Genomic DNA, 20,420 nt, shown 5'->3' on the forward strand with positions numbered 1-20,420 from the left:
CCCGGCTAACCCTGCGGTGGCGGGCGTGCTGTGCTGGCCTTAGCCCCAGTGCGGGGGTTTCTGCTCCTGCAGCCAGGCATCGTGGTCGTAGTCCGAACCGTGATCGCCCCAGCGTTTCGGGTCATCTTCGGCTGCCTTGTTCGGCAGCACTCCCGACGCCGCGCCGACACCCGCCGGCTGACGCAACCTGTCCGTCGCTGGTTCGTCCGACCCGGGCCCGGGAGCGTCCTGGCTGTCCGTTGCGCTGCTGTTTGTGTCCATGCCGTATTCCTTGGTGTCTTCCACTGCTTCGCTGCCGGCGCCATGGGCCTCGTCCCGGGACGCGCGGCGCTCCTCCAAGGATACCGAGTGGTTGTCCCGGGGGGCCGCACCGCCTGGAGTGCCGCTCTCCGCTTGGGCTTCCTCATCAGCACCGTTATTGCCGCGGTCGGCGCTGTTCAGCGTCAGGTTGTCCACGTCGTCCTCGAAGAACGACTGCGAGGCGGATGAGAAGCCGGTGACAACGGGCTTCTCCAGCCCGAGGTAACCGCCGATCCGGTCAGCGCAGGCGGACGGATCCGTGAACACCTCGATGGTCCACAGGGGCATGTAGCGCCAGCCAAGGCGTTCCAGCAGTTGCGGGCGGAGCCTGCTCCGTTCCCGGACGCTCATTCGCCGGTATTGCTCAGTTCCGTCCGACTCAATAGCCACGGGCCTGGGGATTTCGGCGTCATCGTGACCGATGGAATTCACCGGGTCCGCGGCGGCGGCAACGTCAAGCACGCCGTCGTACTGGTGCCAGACCCTGGCTCCCCGGGCACGCAGCCTGTCACCGAGGTCTGCCACCAGCGGGTCCGCCCCCAGTGCCTGCTCGCTGGCTGCTGCGCGCGACGCGGGGGTGCCCAGGTCGGTGTTGCCGGCAATCTCGCGGTCCAGCAGCTCATAGAAGTCCACTGCGCCATGGCTGAGGCGGCTGACATCCAGGTCCTCCGGCTTGAAGCAGCTGAGCACATGCAGGGAACGCCGCGCACGGGTCATGGCCAGCGCGAATTTCGCCCGGCCGCCTTCAGCGGACAACGGTCCGAAATTGTGGAGCGCGCGGCCGTGCGGCGTGCGGCCATAACCCGGGGAGAAGATCACGTGGTCGCGGACCAGGCCCTGGGCACGTTCCAGGTCCACCACACGGAAGGATTCCGGTCCGGCCGTGAAGAAACTTGCCAGCAGCGGGTAGTTGGGCAGCTGCAGCCGGATGGCCTCGCCGATCCTGGCGGCGTGGCGGAGGCTGGCCGTGACCACGGCGAGGGAGGTCCTTGGCCGCAGGCGGGCGTGCTCAAACACGAGCTCAACCACCCGGTTGACCTCAGCTACGGCGGATTCAACGCCTTCCTGGTCGGCGCTCGGGAGACCGGTGCCGTCCGGCAGGTATTCCACCAGCAGGGCGCGGTCCAGTCCGGTGGCTGTCTGACCCTCGGGGAGCCTGTGGAGGTGCCCGTCGTAGAAACTCTTGCTCAGTTGCAGCACGAGGTCCTCGTCAACTGCCCGGTACGCGCAGGTCAGCCGCCGGGTCGGCAGCACCGCGGACAAGGCCGTGTAGGCACTCTCGACGCTCTGGTGGGCCGTCTCGCCGGCAGCCAGCCGCTCGACGCCGACGGTGAAGGTGCGGGGGCTGGCGATCTTATCGTCACCGAAGGCAATAACCTGTTTGGCCCGGGCGATCGCCGGCAGGACCGCCTGGAGGGAGGTGGCCTCGGCGTCGAGGATGACCACGGCGTCGAACTTCTGCTCAGCCGGCAGCAGTCCGGTCATCAGGTAGGGGCTCACCGACCATACCGGTACCAGCATGGGAACCAGAGCCGGGGCCTGCGCCGTGAGGGCGGCCAGCGTGACCCGGCCGTCCTTCAGGAGGCTCCGGAGCAGGTCTGCCTGCCGGGGGTTCTCGGCAATGCCGGCGCGCCACCGTTCGGACAGCTTCCACCGCAGCCGCGCCGCACCGCTGGCGATGTGGGCATTGTCCGCCAGGCGGTATTCGGCTTCGAGCTGCCGCAGGGCGTCGCCGTCGGACATCGCCAGATAGTCGTCACCGCTGATCATCGCCTCAAGGGCCGACTGCCACCAGGCAAGTTCCAGCTCCGCCGCGACGGATGCCGCCGGCACTTCCCGCTCTGCCAGGTCGGCAAGCAGTTCCCCGAGTCCGTGCTCGCGCATGTTCTCGATGAGGAGCGTTCGCTCCGGAAGCGTCTTGAGCGTCCGGGTGTCGGCCACCAGCCGCTCCAGGCGTTCCATCAGTTCTTCGTAGGGCGTGTGCTGGAGGTCCCCGCCTGCCTCTGTATGCTTGACGGCCGCACCCAGCTGGGCCAGTTCCCGCTCCAGGCTGCGGTACATCACATTCACTTCACCCAGGCCGGACGGCACTGCGGGATGGCGCTGCGTGGTGGCGTATTCCGCCCAGAGCGCCCGCTGCTCCTGGACCAGCACCAATGAGCTGTGGAGGTCAGCGATGTGCACGCCGGGGCGGACGTATTCCTTGGCAACGCGCCGCAGCCGGGAACGCTGCATGGAAGGCATCTCGATGTTCCGTTCGCGGCGCCACGGGGAGGTGGCTGTCGCGGAGATGAGGTCGTGGACCGGCCGGTCGAAGATGTCCGGGGTGAATTTGTCCAGGCTCTCCCTGACCGCCATCAGCAACTCGAGCTGGGCGCCCCATTCGTGGAAGGTCGTGCCGAGGCGTATCTGGGCGTGCTCTGCCACCTCGTTCATACGGTTGCGGAGCACTGGCAGGTTCTTCTCGACCGAGCGGGCAACGTCCTGCGCCTCTTCGGTTTCCTTGCGGGTCAGGAGCCGCGCGCCGTGCCAGGGGCTGGCCGTGGAAGCCCGGCTGAAACTGCCCAGCTCGGCCGCACGGTGAAGTCGGCCGGCAAGCTCCTCACGGTCGCGGATGTTGTCCAGGACGCTTCGCTTCAGGCGCACCGTGGTGGCGGGCGGCGTCGGCTGGATGGATGTCAGCTCGGCCAGCGACTGCATGGCCTGGTAGGGCGAGCAGCCCCAGCGCTCACGGACGTTGTGCAGCGAGGCCACGTGGTCCATGAGGGCATGCCGGTGCTCTGCCAGCGTGGTGTGGAGATTTTGGAGCTGGGGCTGAAGCGACTTCTCGTTCCGGACGATGGCCCGCACCAGCTGGCCCTTGAGTTGCAGCGGACTAGCCGTTCCGGAGAGCGCAAACAAGATGGATTCCAGGCCCAGCGTCTCCAGCTGGGCTCCGATCTCACTGAGGCTGGCCCGGCGGTCGCCCACCACCAGGACGGTCTTTCCCTCGTCCACCAGGGCGCCGATGGTGTTGATGGCAGTCTGTGTCTGCCCCGTACCGGGCGGGCTGCTGACCAGGAGCGAGTCACCGGCACGCACGGCGTCCACCACATACTGCTGGTCGGCGTCGGCGTCGAGGAGCAGCAGCTCATCGGCCGGATCCCGCTGGTCGATGTCCTGGAAGCGGTCCTCGGCGAGCTCGGCCACCTCCACGGCGTCGCCGGCTGCGGCACTGGCCAGGGCAGCTACCAGGGGGTTGTTCTGGTTGATCCACGGGTCGTCGAGGTTTCCGGAAAGGTCCGCAAACGTTGACACGAGCAGGTTGTGTTCCACTTCGGCCCCGTGGATGGGCTTGATGAGCGTACCCAGGCGGTCCAGGACGGGCTGGGGATCGAAGCGGGCCGTGCTGTAGGCCATCCGGGTCACGGCGTTGACATCGAAAACTATCCCGTGGATTGTCTTCAGGTGCCGGATCAGTGCCGGATTGATCTGGGCCTGCTCCGTCAGCTGAAGTTCGTAGTCGTCCTCGCCCGGACGGACGGTCAGGGAAATGGCGGTCAGCATGACCGGCGCAGACACCCGCTGCGGCTTTCCGCCTACAGCCGATGTCCAGGACACCGTTCCGGCCGAAAAATACCCGGCGTCGATGCCCCGGTCATTGCTGAGCTCGAAGATCTTCGAGCGGAGGTTGCGCGAAGCCCTCGCCGCAACGACGTACTGATCGTGGTCACGGATGAGCGTGGACAGGCGTGTGCGCCGCCCCGCCATGAGCTGCGCCAGTCCGGACGGATGCGCATGGGTGATGTCGATGGAGCCTTCCGGCGTCTTGGTGAAACGCAGCATCGTGTCTGCTCCGGTGACCGGTTTAAGCCCCGACAGCCACTTCCTGAGCTCTTCGGAGCCCTCTGGGAGGCCTTGACCAACTGACACTACTGCCTTCTTTTCTGCGTTTGCACGTGACGCCCTGGACCATACCGGCATACTTTCGAGCGTAGCCCGTATCGGGGCCCAGTGAGAGACCGCAACACTGGAGCGGGCCAAAATTGCGCCGGATTTAGCGTGAATAAAACAAAGTGGCCGGTCTCATCGCTGAGACCGGCCACTCACAGTGCTATTCCCACTCGATGGTTCCCGGCGGCTTGCTGGTCACGTCCAGGACCACCCGGTTGACGCCTTCCACCTCATTGGTAATGCGGTTGGAAATTCTCGCCAGCAGGTCGTAAGGAAGCCGTGACCAGTCGGCGGTCATCGCGTCTTCGGACGAGACGGGACGGAGCACGATCGGGTGACCGTAGGTGCGGCCGTCGCCCATAACGCCGACGCTGCGGACATCGGCGAGCAGGACCACAGGCATCTGCCACACCTCGTTGTCCAGGCCGGCGGCGGTCAGTTCGGCACGGGCAATGGCGTCCGCCTTGCGGAGCAGGTCCAGGCGTTCCTTGGTGACCTCACCAACGATGCGGATTCCGAGGCCGGGCCCGGGGAACGGCTGGCGGCCGACGATTTCCTGCGGCAGCCCCAGCTGGGCGCCAACGGCACGGACCTCGTCCTTGAACAGGGCGCGCAGCGGTTCAACCAGCTCGAACTGCAGGTCCTCGGGAAGACCGCCCACGTTGTGGTGGCTCTTGATGTTGGCTGCACCTTCGCCGCCGCCGGATTCAACGACGTCCGGGTACAGCGTGCCCTGGACCAGGAACTTGATCTTCTCACCGTGCGCGGCTGCCTCGGCGATGATGGCCAGTTCAGCCTCTTCGAACGCGCGGATGAACTCACGGCCGATGATCTTGCGCTTCGTCTCCGGATCGCTGACGCCGGCCAGGGCCGCCTGGAAGCGCTCCTGCTCGTTGGCAACATACAGCTTGACGCCGGTAGCGGCCACGAAGTCGCGTTCCACCTGTTCGGCTTCGCCTTCGCGCAGCAGGCCGTGGTCAACGAACACGCAGGTCAGCTGGTCGCCGACGGCGCGCTGGACCAGTGCTGCGGCAACCGCGGAGTCAACGCCGCCGGAGAGTCCGCAGATGACCCGGGCATCGCCGATCTGCTTGCGGATCCGGTCCACCTGCTCCTCGAGGATGTTCCCCGTGGTCCAGTTGGGTTCCAGCTTGGCGCCCTTGAACAGGAAGTTCTCGAGTACCTGCTGGCCGTAAGCGGAGTGCTTCACCTCCGGGTGCCACTGCACGCCGTACAGGCACTTCTCCTCGTTGGCGAAGGCAGCCACTTCCGCGCCCGCCGTCGTCGCAAGCACTTCAAAACCTTCGGGAGCAGCGTGCACGGAGTCCCCGTGGCTCATCCAGGTGTTCTGGTGCTGCGGCATCCCTTCGAGCACGGAGCGTCCCTCGCCGAGAATGGTGGTCCGGGTGGAGCCGTATTCGCGCAGGCCCGTCTTGTCGACTTTTCCGCCCAGCGCGTTGGCCATCGCCTGGAAGCCGTAGCAGATGCCGAAAACGGGGATCCCGGCTTCAAAGAGGTCAGCACCCACACTCGGTGCGCCTTCCGCGTACACGCTGGAAGGGCCACCGGAAAGGATGATGGCGGCGGGGTTCTTGGCCAGCAGTTGCTCGGTGCTATAGGTATGCGGAACCACTTCCGAATACACATTCGCTTCCCGGACGCGGCGGGCAATCAGCTGCGCGTACTGGGCACCGTAGTCAACAACCAGCACCGGCTTCTGGGAAGTCTGGGGTGCAGTGGGAGTAGTCACCGTCCTAGACTACTTTGCGCCGCCGGTCACCCGCACCTTGAGAAGCCGCGGGTAAGCGATCTCACAGGACCCGGGACGGCGGTTCAGTAGCGCTTGGACGCCTGTGGATTCGCGGCGAGTTCGGCCTCCACCTCGGCGTGGAACTTCTTCTCCACCACGAAGGACAGGAACGGAACCACACCGCCCAGGGCCAGGAGAATCAGTTTGGCGAAGGGCCACCGCATCAGCGACCACAGGCGGAAGTTGGACATCAGGTACACAACGTACATCCAGCCGTGCACAATCAGCACCGCCACGGAGAGGTTGACTCCCCCGAGGACGCCCTGCGGCTCGGCGTCTGCGAACCCGAAGCCAAACGTCTGGCCCGTGACCGCGTTGGTGCCGCCTGCGAACAGGTACTGGCCGAAGGCGTAACGGGCAACCAGTTCGGCGCACAGCAGGAGGAGCATCCCGCCCGTCAGGTAGGCCATGACTTTGTAGAACTTCAGGGCGGACCGGATCTGGGCTTCAGTCCCGCCGAACCTGCGCTTCTTTACGGTGCCCGATCCGCCGGTCTGGGACGGCTGGGGCTGGATGGCCGGCTTGGGGTCGATCATGGCTGTACCTTTTGTTCATTCGGGCTCGGATTATCTGAGGTGTTGGCGTGCGGCGCGGCTTGCTGTGGGTCTACGGGTCGGGCATCGCCTTCGGAATGTTCGTCGTCGAACTCGTCCTCGAGGTCGCGGCGGTAGTCGTCTTTCACCATTCGCCACCAGATGAACAGCGCGAACCCGGCGAACACTATCCACTCCACGGAGTAGAACAGGTTGAGCCAGTTCACCTGCTGGGCCGGCGGCTGCGGGCCGATGTTCAGGGGCTTCAGTTCACCGTTGACGGCCGCGGCGCTGACGTCAGCGCCGGCGGCCAGCTCGGAGGTAGCCGCCACGAATCCCGGGTAGCTGCTGACTTCCCAGGCGTTGATGAGTTCCGCCACCGATACTGCCGTGGCGCGTCCGGGTTCGGGGGCGGTGTTCGGCAGCGGGGCTTCGGAGGGCAGGAGGCGCCCGGTCAGTTCAACAACGCCCGACGGCGGCGCGTCCGCCTGGGCGGGGTCGGCCACCCATCCGCGGGCGACCGGTATCCAGGTTTGGGGCGTTGCCCCTGCGCCGCTGAGGACAGGAGCACCCTGAACCGAAAACGCGGAAACCACCCAGTACCCGGTGGCGCCGTCATGAAGGCGGTTCGGGACCAGTACCTGCTTGTCGGGATCGTAGGATCCTTTGGCCGTGACCATCTGGTCCGCCACGGAGCCGTGGAAGAATTCACCCGGCCGGAGCACCGTGATCAGCTGCTTGACGTCTTCGGTGCCGGTGGAAACCGGCACCTCCGGCTGGGTTGAGCGGCCGAATTGCCACTGGCTCAGCAGCACAAAAACCCCCGAGATGACGATCGCAAACACCAGGCCTGCGATCCAGCGGGGTTTGAGGGCAGTTTTCAACACACCTTAACCGTACTTCGTACTCGTGTAGAACAACGAAACGGGCCGTGCCCCAAGTTGTCCTAGGCAGGGACACCCGCTGAGAGCCGCCCACGTGCGTTGTGATCGGCGCTGGTCGGTTCAACACCCCGGCCGGCCTGGCTAATCTCCGCCCACACGGCATCGAGGGAGAGCCCGAGGACATCGGCGATCGCAGCGATGGTCGGGAAGGCGGGCGTCGCTATGCGGCCCGTCTCAATCTTCCGGAGGGTCTCCGGCGAAACACGTGCGTCGAGCGCGGTTTCGAGCATCGAGCGCTCGCCCCTGGCGCGACGCAACAGGGCACCGAGGCGTTCTCCGCGCTCGACTTCTGCGGGTGTGAGTGGGAGTCTAACCATGGCTCCGATTATAGTACCGGGATAATATGGCCGGGATAGTTATTGGATGCAAGAGGAAGGCGCCGCATGATCGAGATCCTGAACCCCGCCGAAGTGGACCGGGCAAGAGTGGCAGGTGCCTTGGTCGCCGACATCCTGCAGACGCTGAAGAGCCGGAGTACGGTGGGCACGAACCTCCTGGACATCGACCGGTGGGCACGGGCGATGATCATCGAGGCCGGGGCACTGTCCTGTTACGTTGACTACGAGCCATCTTTCGGACGCGGGCCGTTCGGCCACTACATCTGCACGGGCGTCAACGACGCCGTGCTCCACGGACTGCCGCACGACTACACGCTTGCCGACGGCGACCTGCTGACGCTCGACCTCGCCGTCTCCAAAGGAGGCGTCGCTGCAGACTCCGCCATCAGCTTCATCGTGGGCGACTCAAAGCCGCCGGAGAGCACCGCGATGATCAGCGCGACGGAGCGAGCCTTGAGCGCCGGGATAGCCGCTGCCGGGCCGGGGGCCCGCATCGGTGACATCTCCCATGCCATCGGCTCCGTCCTCAGCGAGGCGGGGTACCCGGTGAACACCGAGTTCGGAGGTCATGGCATCGGATCGACGATGCACCAGGACCCGCACGTCCCAAACACCGGACGGCCCGGCCGTGGGTACAAACTGCGGCCCGGGCTGCTGCTCGCACTGGAGCCGTGGGTCATGGCCGACACCGCGGAACTCATCACGGACGCCGACGGGTGGACGCTCCGAAGCGCGACGGGCTGCCGCACAGCACACAGTGAGCACACGATCGCCATCACCAACGATGGAGCGGAGATCCTCACCTTGCCGACGCAGGCACACTCGTGAGGGGTGCCCGATCAGCCCACTAGTGGTCGAAGAACACCAGGCTGGAGTTGATGAGCTCCGCGATCACCTCGGGGTCGTAGGCCCGGCGAAGGGATTCCCGGAACGATTCCTTTGACAGCGAGCGGGCCAGCGTGGCCAGTACTTCGAGGTGGTCCGAAAAGGAACTTGCCGGCGTCGCAATCAACAGGATGACTGTGGCGGGGCCGTCGGCGGCACCGAAGTCCAGGGCTTTTCCGTACTTGGTGATTCCCACGGCGATCGAGGTCCGGGACACGAACTCACTGCGGGCGTGCGGCAGACCCACTCCCCCGGGCAGGCCGGTGGCCAGCTGGTGCTCCCGGGCATTGACGTGCTTCAGGAAGCCTTCGAGGTCCGACACGCGCCCGGCCGCATAAAGGCGTTCCGCCAGCTGGGTCGCTGCGTCGGTCTTGTCCTTGGCATCAAGCTCAAGAATCACCATTTCCGGTGTGGTGAGTTCGGCATCGTACCGGTCCAGTGGTTCCGCCAAGAGTTGTCCCTTCAGTGAGGCAGGAGGCGCGCGTCAGTCATCCGCCTTGCGTCAGCGCAACGGGACAATGTCCTCGACGCCCAGGCGTGCGGCGTCGGCAGATTCATCGTCCGGCTGCTCCTGGCTCAGCCGTTCGGCTTCCACCCGGGCAAGGTAATGCTTGATTTCGCTTTCGCGCTGCGCATCGCTCCAGCCAAGAATTTCTCCCATCAGCTTAGCGACTACCGGGACGGCGGACACACCCCGGTCCCAGGACTCGATCGAAATACGCGTTCTGCGCGTCAATACGTCATGTACATGACGGGCTCCTTCGTGGGTGGCCGCATAAACGGCCTCGGCCTGGAGGTAGTCGTCCGCGCCCGGCAGCGGTTCGGCCAGGGCAGGGTTCTCCTTGATGAGCGCCAGGACCTCCGTGGCCATCGATCCGTACCGGTTGAGCAGGTGTTCAATCCTGGCCACATGCACGCCGCTCTCTTCGGCGGTCCGGTTGCGCCGGTTCCACGCTGCTTTGAACCCGCTGGCTCCCAGCAGGGGGATGGAATCGGTACAGCTGGGCGCCACGCGTTCGTCCATGCTCCGCGTCGCTTCATCGACCGCGTCCTTGGCCATGACACGGTAGGTGGTCCACTTTCCGCCTGCCACCACCACGAGGCCCGGTACCGGGTGGGCCACCACGTGTTCGCGGGACAGCTTGGCCGTTGAGTCGTTCTCTCCCGCCAGCAGGGGCCGCAACCCGGCATAGACGCCTTCGACGTCTTCCCTCGTCAGGGGCCGCTTGAGGACCTTGTTGACGTGTTCGAGGATGTAATCGATGTCCTTGCTGGACGCCGCCGGGTGGGCCTTGTCGAGATGCCAGTCGGTATCCGTGGTGCCGATGATCCAGTGCCGCCCCCACGGAATCACGAACAGCACCGATTTCTCGGTCCGCAAAATGAGGCCGACGGTTGACTGGAACCGGTCGCGCGGCACTACAAGGTGGATGCCCTTGGACGCGCGGACCTTCAGCTGCCCGCGGTCCGTCACCATGGCCTGGGTCTCGTCGGTCCACACGCCGGTTGCGTTGATGACCTGCTTGGCCCGGATGCTGAAAGTGGAGCCGTCCTCGCGGTTGACCACCTTGGCGCCCACTACCCGCTCACCTTCGCGGAGGAAGTCCACCACAGCCGTTTGGTTGACTGCATGGGCACCGTAGTACGCGGCCGTGCGGATCAGGTTGGCTACATACTTGGCGTCGTCAACCTGGCCGTCGTAGTAGCGGATGGACCCGACGAAGGCGTCGTCCTTCAGGCTTGGCGCTGCGCGCAGCGTGCCGCGGCGGGAAAGGTGCTTGTGGAAAGGAACACCCCGCTGGTGGCCGCTGGAAATGGACATGACGTCGTAGAGGGCAATTCCCGCGCCAACATAGGGCCGCTCGAAGAAAGGCTTGGTCAGCGGGTAGAGGAAGGGTACGGGCCGGGCCAGGTGGGGGGCGATTTCCGACAGCAACAGGCCGCGTTCATGCAGCGCTTCCTTCACCAGCCCGAAATCGAGCATCTCGAGGTAGCGAAGCCCGCCGTGAATGAGCTTGGAGGAGCGTGAGGACGTACCAGCCGCCCAGTCATTGGCCTCCACGATGCCTACGCTCAGGCCGCGCGTGATGGCGTCCAGGGCAGCGCCGGTGCCCACGATGCCACCGCCGACGATGAGGATGTCAAGTTCCTTGCCCGGCTCCATTGTTGCCTTGAGCGCCGCCAGGGACGCTTCCCGGGCCGCGGGGCCGAGTGCCCCCAGCTGAAAAGACGAACCACCGGAAGAACTGTTCATTTCACGCCTCCATCCGCATCAAACCTCGTAGTTCACCAGACTACTTCCTAGGCATGCGGATGGGCAGGGCTCAATTGCGGCCGGTCCCGGAGTCCGGGACCGGCCACTTTCGAAGGCGCTGCCTCAGTTTCCGGAGTACGGGGACACGACGACGTCGACCCGCTGGAATTCCTTCAGGTCCGAATAGCCGGTGGTCGCCATGGAGCGGCGGAGGGCACCGATCAGGTTGGATGTGCCGTTGGTGTGGTGGCCCGGCCCGAAAAGGACCTCCTCAAGCGGGCCCACGGTGCCAACGTTGACCCTGTCACCACGCGGCAGCTCCAGGTGGTGGGCCTCCTGGCCCCAGTGCCAGCCCTTGCCCGGAGCTTCTTCGGCGCGGGCAAGCGCGCTGCCGAGCATGACGGCGTCAGCGCCCATGGCAATGGCCTTGACGATATCGCCGGAGGACCCCATGCCGCCGTCGGCAATGACGTGAACGTAACGGCCGCCGGACTCGTCCATGTAGTCGCGGCGGGCTGCTGCGACGTCGGAAATTGCCGACGCCATGGGCGAGTGGATGCCCAGGGCCCGACGGGTGGTGGTGGTGGCGCCGCCGCCGAAGCCCACCAGCACGCCGGCAGCGCCGGTGCGCATGAGGTGGAGGGCCGGGGTGTAACCGGCAGCGCCGCCCACGATCACCGGAACGTCCAGCTCGTAGATGAACTGCTTGAGGTTCAGCGGTTCGTGGTCCTTGGAGACGTGCTCGGCGGAGACCGTGGTGCCCCGGATCACGAAAATGTCGACGCCGGCGGCGACGACGGTCTTGTAGTGTTCCTGGGTGCGCTGCGGGGTGAGCGAGCCGGCAACGGTCACGCCGGCGGCACGGATTTCGGCCAGGCGTGACGTAATCAGTTCCGGTTGGATGGGCGCCTGGTAGAGCTCCTGCATCCGTCGGGTGACGGCGGGGCTGTTGGTCTCGTCCTCCAGCGCGCCGATCTGGTCGAGGACGGACTGGGGGTCCTCATACCGCGTCCACAGCCCCTCAAGGTCCAGCACCCCGAGGCCGCCGAGGCGGCCCAGGGCAATGGCGGTTTCGGGGGACATTGCGGAGTCCATGGGCGCGGCGATGACCGGCATGTCGAACTTGTAGGCATCTATCTGCCACGAGACCGAAACGTCCTTGGGATCACGCGTACGACGGTTGGGGACGATCGCGATGTCATCCAGGGAGTAGGCACGACGCCCACGCTTGCCACGGCCAATCTCAATCTCATAAGTCACGTGACCACTTTACTTGACCACGCGGGATACGGCGGGGCGACTCCCCGCCGTCATCGCGGAAACTGATAGTCCACACTTTATTGACGACCTTTGTCAACCATTTACAAGTTATGAAAATACCTTTACGTTTACTCTCGGTTACCACCTGATCCACCACGTGACCGTCCATCACTCCACCCTCCGGGCCACACCTATGCCCGATCCGAGAAAGAAGCTCCTTTTGGCAAAAGCAGCAAGTGCACCAATCAGGCGCCATCGCATACTGGCGCTGTCGCTCGCCGCGGCAGTCGGCACCCTGGCCTTCGCCGGTTCACCGGTCTTCGCCACCACTCAAACCGGAGACGGTTCCGCGTCCGGACAGGCCGCGGCTCAAAGCACCCCGGTGCAGGATGCGGCCGCCGGCGAGGCCTACACAAAGTTCATCGTGGATTACAAGGAGACCGCCGCCAACGCCACGCCGAAAGGCCGCGCCAACGCCTGGGGCAAGGCTGCCAACGCGCAGGGCGTGACGGTCAAGGAGGTCCGCACCCTGGCCACCGGCGGAACGCTGATCGAGGCGGACAAGGCCCTGGCCGGACAGGCAGCCCGGGACTTCATGGCCGGGATTGCGGCGTCGGGGTCGGTCGAATCCGTCGAGCCTGATGCCCGGATGACCGTGGCGCTCACACCCAACGACCCGCGCTACGGCGAACAATGGGATTTCACCGCAACCAACGGCATGCGGATTCCCGGAGCATGGGACGTCGCCACCGGAACCGGCGTGACAGTGGCCGTGATCGACACCGGCATCACGGCCCACCCGGACTTGGACGCGAACGTGCTCCCCGGTTATGACTTTGTCTCCGACGCCACCGCGGCACGGGACGGGAACGGCCGCGACGCCAACGCGCAGGACCAGGGCGACTGGTACGCCGCCGGCGAGTGCGGCCAGACAACGGCCGGCAACAGTTCCTGGCACGGCACCCACGTCGCCGGCACCGTGGCCGCCGTGACCGGCAACGCCACCGGAGTGGCCGGCGTGGCACCCAACGCCAAAGTGGTGCCGGTCCGCGTCCTCGCAAAGTGCGGGGGTTCGCTGTCCGACATTGCCGATGCGATCATCTGGTCAGCCGGCGGTACCGTCTCGGGCATCCCGGCCAATGCCAACCCTGCCAAGGTCATCAACATGAGCCTGGGCGGCTCCGGTTCCTGCGGCAGCACCTACCAGGCCGCCATCGATTCCGCGGTTTCGCGGGGAGCCACAGTGGTGGTCGCCGCCGGCAACAGCAACCAGGATGCTTCCGGATTCCGCCCGGCGAACTGCAACAGCGTGGTGAGTGTGGCTGCGAGCAACCCGAGCGGCAGCCTCTCCTACTACTCCAACTACGGCGCCACGGTTGACCTGACCGCGCCGGGCGGAGACGTCAGGGTGACCGGCGGCGGAATCCTCTCCACCATCAACACCGGCACCACCACGCCGTCCTCGGCGGGCTACGCCAACTACCAAGGGACCTCCATGGCGGCTCCGCACGTGGCCGGGCTCGCCGCACTGATGAAATCCAAGGCTTCCTCACTCACCCCCGCCCAGGTTGAGTCCACGCTCAAGCAGGGAACCCGCGCCATGCCGGGCGGCTGCACCACCGGCTGCGGGGCGGGACTCTCGGACGCCACCAAGACCATGGGGCTGCTGGGCGGGACCACTCCCCCGCCGTCAGGCAACCTCCTGCTGAACCCCGGCTTCGAAGAGGGCGCAGTCTCCTGGACCTCCGACCACGCCGACACGTTTGAGACAGGGACGAATGCCCGGACCGGTTCCCGCTACGCAGGACTCAATGGCTGGGGCCAGGTAACGTCCTACAAGCTGGACCAGGCATTCGCTGTCCCCTCCACGGGGTCCACCGCGTCGCTGTCCTTCTACTTGAAGGTGCAGTCAGACGAGACCACTGCCAGCTCGGCCTACGACACCCTCAAAGTCCAGGTGATCAGCGGCGGCACCACCACCACGCTGGCCACGTACTCCAACCTCAACGAGTCCACCGGCTACGTCCAGAAGCAGCTGGACCTTTCCGCCTACAAAGGCAAGAGCGTGACCCTGCGCTTCCTGGGCGTCGAGGATTCATCGCTGTCGACTTACTTCTACCTTGATGACACGTCCGTGACCACCTCCTAGCCTCCGGCCGGGAATGTCCGGGAACCGCCGCCCGCGCACCCTGGCGCGGCCGGCGGTTCCCGCGTCCGGGGTGGATCCGCGCTTGCCACGCGGTCAACCGGCGCCCCCGGCGAAACCCGGGGGGACAAGTCCCCATCGCACGACTTCGGTTCATGGAATAGTTTGGACGGATAATCCGCAGGCAGGCATCGCCGGCCCAAACAACTTGGGGGACACTATGGCGCCAGGCTTTTACGGTGCTGACATCAACCAGCTTCGAACGCTGTCAAAATCCCTGGGACAATCGGGAACACGGCTGAAGAACGTGGAATCCACCGTCAATTCCCTGGTTCAATCGGCCGCCTGGAAGGGCTCAGACGGCGACAAGTTCCGCAGTGAATGGGCTTCCACTCTGCGGCCCTTGCTGAACCGCTCCTCGGAGTCGCTTAACAGCCAGTCGAAGCTCTTGCTGGCCCATGCCAACGACCAGGAACAAGCCAGCAATGCCGGAAGCGGCCACACCCCTTCCCCGGCGCCGGGTGCCCCGGCACCGGCTTCCCCACCGACTCCGGCTCAGGAACGGAACTGGGGCGATGCCTTTACGGACCCCAACTACGAACACGCGCCTTCAGGAATTGAATGGCTGCTGGAGAAGGGGGTAACAGAGGACGGCAACGCAACTTCAGACATTGCCAGCGCCCTGCAGTTCGTCGCAGACAAGTTCAGCTGGAACCTCGAACTTGCGCAGGTCGAAAAGGGCGTCAGCAAGTTCTTTGACGCCATGAGGGGCGTCGGCAAGGGCCTCGTCGGGCTGGGCATCGTCCTCGGCGCCCTCGACATCGTGTCAGGCATTGAGAACCGCGATCCCTTCCGGGTCGCTGATGGTGCAGTTGGCGGAGGCCTGGCGTTAGCCGCGGGAATCGCTGCTGCCAGCGGCGTCGGACTGCCTGTTGCGGCAGCCATCGGCGGCGCCGGCCTCCTGTGGGGCCTGGCATCGATGGCCTCCGGCGACGTGCCTGTCACCAAGAGGATCTGGGACTTCGGCTCGGGCGTAGTGGGCGGTGTTAAGGACCTTGCCAACGGCGCGGTTGACGGTGTCAAGGACCTGGTCGACGGCGCCAAGGATGCCGTGGGGTGGGTCGGCGGTAAGCTCGGATTCGGCTAGCAGACCGCGGCGGGGTGGCCCTGGTGCAAGGCAGCAACAGCAGACCATAAGGAACACATGACTGAGCAGACATTGCCCGACACGGCATACCGTGTCACGAGCCACGAAATTTTGGCCCTCCTCGCGTTTGAGCCAGGGCCGGGGACAGCACTAACCCGTCGCGTGCTGGGTCTTGCGGACCTGCCTGATGACCATGACATAGTCCGGGCCGGCGTCGGTACTCTCAACGTCCGGGACACAGCTTCGGTTGATGGCGACGTGGTCAGCCTGCATGGCCCGGCCAACTTCCTGGCCCGGGTTTTTAGCACGGCAACTCTGTGGTTCGACATCACCCGTGTGGGTCCGGATGCCGTGGCGCCTGCTTATGTCGTCGAATCTCCAGCGGGCCGGATTGCACTCTTCCTTCGACCCTTGAGCGAGTACGTTTGCCTGCCTATGAGCGATGACGCCGATACGTTGGACATGGTGGAAGCCACCGTCAACGACGCCGTCGGCTCGGCGCAGACGCCTTCGGGCGGTATCATCACCTCCCGCCGTTACGACCGGGACGGCGAACCGGTGGTTGCCAACATCAAGGTGCTCGAAAACGGCGTGTTGAGTCTGGCGTCGGCACCCGTCGACGAGAGCGGACAGCTAACAGTCCGCGACCTGCAGGCCGCTGAACTGCCCGGCTCCGTGGTCCGCTCCCTGCTGGCAGGGCCAGCATGACGCGCCCGGACCTGACGGGCACAGACCCGACCGTGATTACGCCCGGGGCCGCATACGGATTCGCGCAGCGCCGATCGTGGGTGTTCTCCGCCTGGTGGTTCTCTGCTGTACTGGCAGCCTCCGGTGTGGCATATTCCGGTTTTTCCCTGATGCTGGCACGGAGCCCTGAAACCGGCGTGGTCTTGGTTATCCTGGGTGCAGCGATGTCCGCCATGGGCTGGGCACTGACCGCCATGCCTCGCTTCACGCGCAAATTCCCCAAGCCGGCTGCCGACATCCCGCGGGTGGAGCAGGGTATCAGGACCACTCCCATTACGATCCGGACGTTCCTCATCGCCACCGCGCTGGGTGTGGCCGCGCTGGCCATACTCACGCCCAAGGACGCCTATCCGGACATACTTCCCGTCCTGGCAATGATCGTGACTTTAGCAGTTGGCGTGTGTGCCGGGCTGGCATACATACGCCGGCTGATGATCGGCAGCGCCGAGCTGTACACCCGGTGGCTCGAACGCCGCTGAGGGCGCGCCGGCTGACCTGTCAGAACCCCTCAGCTTCGTCCACGGTGAGCTGGGATTCGAACATCCTGAAGTACCGGCCGCGGAGGGCCACCAGTTCGCGGTGGGTTCCCTGCTCAACGATCCGCCCGTCTTCGAGCATATAGACGATGTCCGCTTTCTCAATCGTTGCGAGCCGGTGGCTGATGGCGATGATCGTACTGCTGCGGTCGGCGAAGAGCCGGGTGAAGATCCGGTGCTCGGCGAGGGCGTCGATTGCCGACGTCGGCTCGTCCATCACCATGAAGGAGGCGTTCCGGTAGAAGTTCCGGGCCATGGCAAGCCGCTGCCACTGGCCGCCGCTCAATCCGCTGCCCTTGCGCCCGCGCGGATCTTCCATCCAGTTGCTGACGTGGTTGTCCAGGCCGTTGGGCAGTTTGTTGATGAACTCGAGGGCCTCGGCGTCTGAAGCTGCCCGCCGGATCCGCTCATCGTCCCGCGGCGAATCGACGTCGCCAAAGAGAATGTTCTCTGCTGCCGTGGCGAACTCATACTTGAGGAATTCCTGGCTTAGCACCGCCAGATGGCGGTGCCAGGACGTGACGTCGACGGCGGCGAGGTCCACGCCGTCGAGCATCACCTGCCCCGAATCGGGGCGGTAGAGGCCGGCAAGAATCCGGATCAGGGTGGACTTGCCGGCGCCGTTCTCCCCCACGATGGCGATGTGCTGGCCCTCGCGGATGGTCATGCTGATGCCGCGGATCACCTCAATGTCGCTGCCCGTGTACGTGAAGCGGATGTCCCGCAGCTCCACGGTCTTCGGCGCCTGCAACAGCGGCGGGGCATGCTCGGAGTGCACCGGGAGCGCCATGAAGAGTTCGTAGTCCTTGAGGTTCGCCAGGTCCTCGTCGATGGAGCTGAGCGAGGAGACCAGGTTATTGGCCGTGGACAGGGCCCGGCTGACAATCTGCTGGACGTAGAGGAACTGCCCCACCGGCTGGGCACGGGCGATGATCTGGCCCACCACCCAGATCAGCGAAACAACCTCGGCTCCGTATTGCAGGGCGTCCGCCGCCAGCTGCTTGGGAATGTACCGCTTCTGGAAATCCAGCCGCCGCTTTTCATCCGCGTCCCGGAGCCGGGAACGGAGCCCCATCAGGTAGCCAACGATCCCGTAGAGGCGCATCTCCGCAATATGTTGCGGCCGCAGCAGGTTGGTTTCGATCATCCGGCGCTGGCGGCGGGAGTCCACCTGCGTGTTCCAGTGCGCGATCTGCTCACGGGAGAGTTTGAACTGCAGGTAGACGCTGGGGACGATGGCCACCAACACGATCACCGCGATCCACCAGCTGACCAGCAGGAGTGCTCCGACCGCGAGGATCACCGACACCAGCTGCGTGAAGATCGCGGCGATCCGGTCCAAGACCCGGGCATAGGAATCGGAGAACCGCTTGGCGCGGTCGTACAGGTCCACCGTTTCCTTGTCGTCGTAGCGCCAGAACTCGAGTGCCAGGAACCGCTCGTACATGAGGTCCCCCACGATGGCCCCGACCCTGAAGCTCATGAGTTGCTGGATGTAGCGGTCCACGCTGCTGAAAGCACCCCAAAAGAGGCCCAGGGCGGCGGTAACGATGACGTAGACGATCGCCTGCTGGCCGGCAGCGGCATCGCCGGCGTACGCGGCAGCCAGGGCGGTGGTGGTCAGCGCGGCAAAGTAGGTGGTGACCAGGGGCAGCACCGCTGAAATCAGCGAACCGACCACCTTCATCACGACGGCGGCAGGCGAGGCCCGGAAGCTGACCCTCAGCACCTGCGCCACAGCCCGCGCGTAGGGCCTCACGGCCAGCCGCCGCTGGGGGTCCCTTTTCGGGCTTAGTTCGGCGGGGTGGCGTGGTTGGGACATGCCTCCAGCCTAGTGCTGCGCACAGAAGCAAACAGGCCGCGGGGAACTCCCCACGGCCTGTTTGACGAATGCCGGGACCTAGCGTGATCCGTAGTTCGGGGCTTCCACCGTCATCTGGATATCGTGCGGGTGCGATTCCTTGAGGCCGGCCGGAGTGATCCGGACGAACTTGCCCCGTGCCTTCAGCTCGGCGACCGTGGGGGCGCCGGTGTAGAACATGGTCTGGCGCAGGCCGCCCACCAGCTGGTAGGCAACGGATGCCAGCGGGCCGCGGTAGGCCACGCGGCCTTCGATGCCTTCCGGGATCAGCTTGTCGTCGCCGGAAACGTCGGCCTGGAAGTAGCGGTCCTTGGAATAGGACGTGTTCTTGCCGCGGGTCTGCATGGCTCCGAGGGAACCCATGCCGCGGTAGCTCTTGAACTGCTTGCCGTTCACGAAGATGAGCTCACCGGGTGACTCGTCGCAACCGGCCAGCAGCGAACCGAGCATCACGGTGTCGGCGCCGGCAACCAGCGCCTTGCCGATGTCGCCCGAGTACTGGAGGCCGCCGTCGGCGATCAGCGGAACGCCGGCCGGGATGGCAGCCTTCGCGGACTCGTAGATGGCGGTGATCTGCGGAACGCCCACACCGGCCACCACGCGTGTGGTGCAGATGGAGCCCGGGCCTACGCCCACTTTGATGCCGTCGGCGCCGGCGTCGATGAGCGCCTGCGCACCTTCGCGGGTGGCCGCCTGGCCGCCGATGATGTCAACGTGTGCGGCTGCGGGGTCGGACTTCAGGCGGCGGATCATGTCCAGCACGCCCTGGGAGTGTCCGTTGGCCGTGTCCACGAACAAAGCGTCCACGCCGGCGTCCACGAGGGTCATGGCGCGTTCCCAGCCGTCGCCGAAGAAGCCGATGGCGGCGCCGACGCGGAGCCTGCCTTCGTCGTCCTTGGTGGCCAGCGGGTACTGCTCGGCCTTGGTGAAGTCCTTCGTAGTGATGAGGCCCTTGAGCCGGCCCTGGTCATCAACCAGCGGAAGCTTTTCGATCTTGTTGGTGGCGAGCTTGTGCGAGGCTTCCTCGCGGCTGATGCCTACATGCCCGGTGACCAGGGGCATCTTGGTCATCACGTCGCTGACGAGGCGGATCGGGAAATCCGCTTCCGGCACGAAGCGGGTGTCGCGGTTGGTGACAATGCCCAGCAACCGCATTCCCTCGTCCACCACCGGCAGGCCGGAAACGCGGTAGTGCGAGCAGATCTCGTCCAGTTCGGCCAGGGTCGCTTCCGGTCCGATGGTCAGCGGGTTGGTGATCATCCCGGATTCGCTGCGCTTTACACGGTCCACCTGGTCGGCCTGGTCCTGGATGGACAGGTTGCGGTGGACCACGCCCAGGCCGCCCTGGCGGGCCATGGCGATGGCCATGCGCGACTCGGTGACGGTGTCCATGGCTGCGGACAACAGCGGCGTCTGGACAGTGATGCGCTTGGAAATGCGTGAGGATGTGTCTGCTTCTGACGGGATGACGTCGGTGTGCCCGGGCAGGAGCAGGACGTCGTCGTAGGTCAGGCCGATAAAGCCGAACGGGTTGTGTTCGGGCTGGGTCATGAGTGCGCCTCTTACCTTAATTCCGGGGTTCACGGGTAGGGGTTGCAGCTGATGACCAGCCCGTCATTACGGGACTGGCCTGTGCAGATGGTGGTGCCTTGGTGCGGAAGTGTTGAATAAATTCTAGAACCTCGGCGGCGATCCCCATATTCCGCGGCGGTAATGTGAGCAACCG

At 65.3% G+C, this 20,420-nt stretch carries 15 protein-coding genes; 5 read left to right on the plus strand and 10 right to left on the minus strand.

Features of this window, described 5'->3' with window-relative positions; genetic code table 11:
- Positions 1 to 39: 39 nt before the first annotated feature.
- The 5 genes from TV39_RS14840 to TV39_RS14860 all read right to left on the minus strand — a co-directional run bounded on the left by TV39_RS14840 (position 40) and on the right by TV39_RS14860 (position 7,837).
- On the minus strand, positions 40 to 4,263 hold the full coding sequence (locus TV39_RS14840; protein ID WP_043482855.1) for an ATPase AAA: 4,224 nt from the start codon (positions 4,261 to 4,263) through the stop codon (positions 40 to 42).
- A 130-nt stretch (positions 4,264 to 4,393) separates the two neighbouring features.
- Positions 4,394 to 5,983, minus strand: a complete 1,590-nt coding sequence (guaA, locus tag TV39_RS14845; RefSeq protein WP_043482858.1) for a glutamine-hydrolyzing GMP synthase — start codon at positions 5,981 to 5,983, stop codon at positions 4,394 to 4,396.
- 83 nt (positions 5,984 to 6,066) lie between these two features.
- Positions 6,067 to 6,579 carry a DUF3817 domain-containing protein gene (locus TV39_RS14850; RefSeq protein ID WP_043482861.1) on the minus strand — a complete coding sequence of 171 codons (513 nt, stop codon included), beginning with the start codon at positions 6,577 to 6,579 and terminating at the stop codon, positions 6,067 to 6,069.
- A complete protein-coding gene (locus tag TV39_RS14855; protein WP_043482863.1) occupies positions 6,576 to 7,463 on the minus strand; it encodes an SURF1 family protein in 888 nt (295 codons plus the stop codon). The genes TV39_RS14850 and TV39_RS14855 overlap by 4 nt, the downstream gene beginning before the upstream one ends.
- Positions 7,464 to 7,522: 59 nt before the next feature.
- Positions 7,523 to 7,837 carry a helix-turn-helix domain-containing protein gene (locus tag TV39_RS14860; RefSeq protein WP_043482865.1) on the minus strand — a complete coding sequence of 105 codons (315 nt, stop codon included), beginning with the start codon at positions 7,835 to 7,837 and terminating at the stop codon, positions 7,523 to 7,525.
- A gap of 66 nt (positions 7,838 to 7,903) precedes the next feature.
- Between TV39_RS14860 and map the strand changes: the two genes are divergently transcribed.
- Positions 7,904 to 8,686, plus strand: coding sequence for a type I methionyl aminopeptidase (gene map / locus TV39_RS14865; RefSeq protein ID WP_043482869.1), 783 nt, complete (start codon positions 7,904 to 7,906; stop codon positions 8,684 to 8,686).
- 19 nt (positions 8,687 to 8,705) lie between these two features.
- Here map and TV39_RS14870 read toward each other — a convergent pair whose 3' ends face one another.
- The 3 genes from TV39_RS14870 to TV39_RS14880 all read right to left on the minus strand — a co-directional run bounded on the left by TV39_RS14870 (position 8,706) and on the right by TV39_RS14880 (position 12,257).
- Positions 8,706 to 9,194 (minus strand): PTS sugar transporter subunit IIA, encoded by a 489-nt coding sequence (locus TV39_RS14870; protein WP_043482871.1) that lies wholly within the window; start codon positions 9,192 to 9,194, stop codon positions 8,706 to 8,708.
- Positions 9,195 to 9,245: 51 nt separating this feature from the next.
- A complete protein-coding gene (locus TV39_RS14875) occupies positions 9,246 to 10,997 on the minus strand; it encodes a glycerol-3-phosphate dehydrogenase/oxidase (protein ID WP_043482873.1) in 1,752 nt (583 codons plus the stop codon).
- Between the two features lie 123 nt (positions 10,998 to 11,120).
- The gene (locus TV39_RS14880) at positions 11,121 to 12,257 is read right to left on the minus strand and encodes a GuaB3 family IMP dehydrogenase-related protein (RefSeq protein ID WP_043482875.1); all 1,137 of its coding nucleotides are present in this window, start codon (positions 12,255 to 12,257) and stop codon (positions 11,121 to 11,123) included.
- 220 nt (positions 12,258 to 12,477) lie between these two features.
- On the opposite strand from TV39_RS14880, the gene TV39_RS14885 reads away from it, so the two are divergent.
- From TV39_RS14885 to TV39_RS14900, 4 genes are all read left to right on the plus strand, one after another.
- On the plus strand, positions 12,478 to 14,406 hold the full coding sequence (locus TV39_RS14885; protein ID WP_235347406.1) for a S8 family peptidase: 1,929 nt from the start codon (positions 12,478 to 12,480) through the stop codon (positions 14,404 to 14,406).
- A gap of 217 nt (positions 14,407 to 14,623) precedes the next feature.
- Positions 14,624 to 15,550: a WXG100 family type VII secretion target gene (locus tag TV39_RS14890; protein WP_043482879.1), complete on the plus strand. Its 927-nt coding sequence runs from the start codon at positions 14,624 to 14,626 to the stop codon at positions 15,548 to 15,550.
- A gap of 57 nt (positions 15,551 to 15,607) precedes the next feature.
- Complete coding sequence (locus tag TV39_RS22135; protein ID WP_144406432.1) at positions 15,608 to 16,258, plus strand: hypothetical protein; 651 nt, start codon at positions 15,608 to 15,610, stop codon at positions 16,256 to 16,258.
- Positions 16,255 to 16,776: a hypothetical protein gene (locus tag TV39_RS14900; RefSeq protein ID WP_043482883.1), complete on the plus strand. Its 522-nt coding sequence runs from the start codon at positions 16,255 to 16,257 to the stop codon at positions 16,774 to 16,776. Before TV39_RS22135 ends, TV39_RS14900 begins: the two co-directional genes overlap by 4 nt.
- Positions 16,777 to 16,795: 19 nt before the next feature.
- On the opposite strand, the gene TV39_RS14905 is transcribed toward TV39_RS14900, so the two are convergent.
- Positions 16,796 to 18,655 (minus strand): ABC transporter ATP-binding protein, encoded by a 1,860-nt coding sequence (locus TV39_RS14905; RefSeq protein ID WP_043482886.1) that lies wholly within the window; start codon positions 18,653 to 18,655, stop codon positions 16,796 to 16,798.
- 78 nt (positions 18,656 to 18,733) lie between these two features.
- A complete protein-coding gene (gene guaB, locus TV39_RS14910; RefSeq protein ID WP_043482889.1) occupies positions 18,734 to 20,245 on the minus strand; it encodes an IMP dehydrogenase in 1,512 nt (503 codons plus the stop codon).
- Between the last annotated feature and the right edge of the window lie 175 nt (positions 20,246 to 20,420).

Source organism: Arthrobacter sp. SPG23 (assembly GCF_000876655.1).
In the GTDB taxonomy this organism is placed as follows: Bacteria; Actinomycetota; Actinomycetes; order Actinomycetales; family Micrococcaceae; genus Arthrobacter.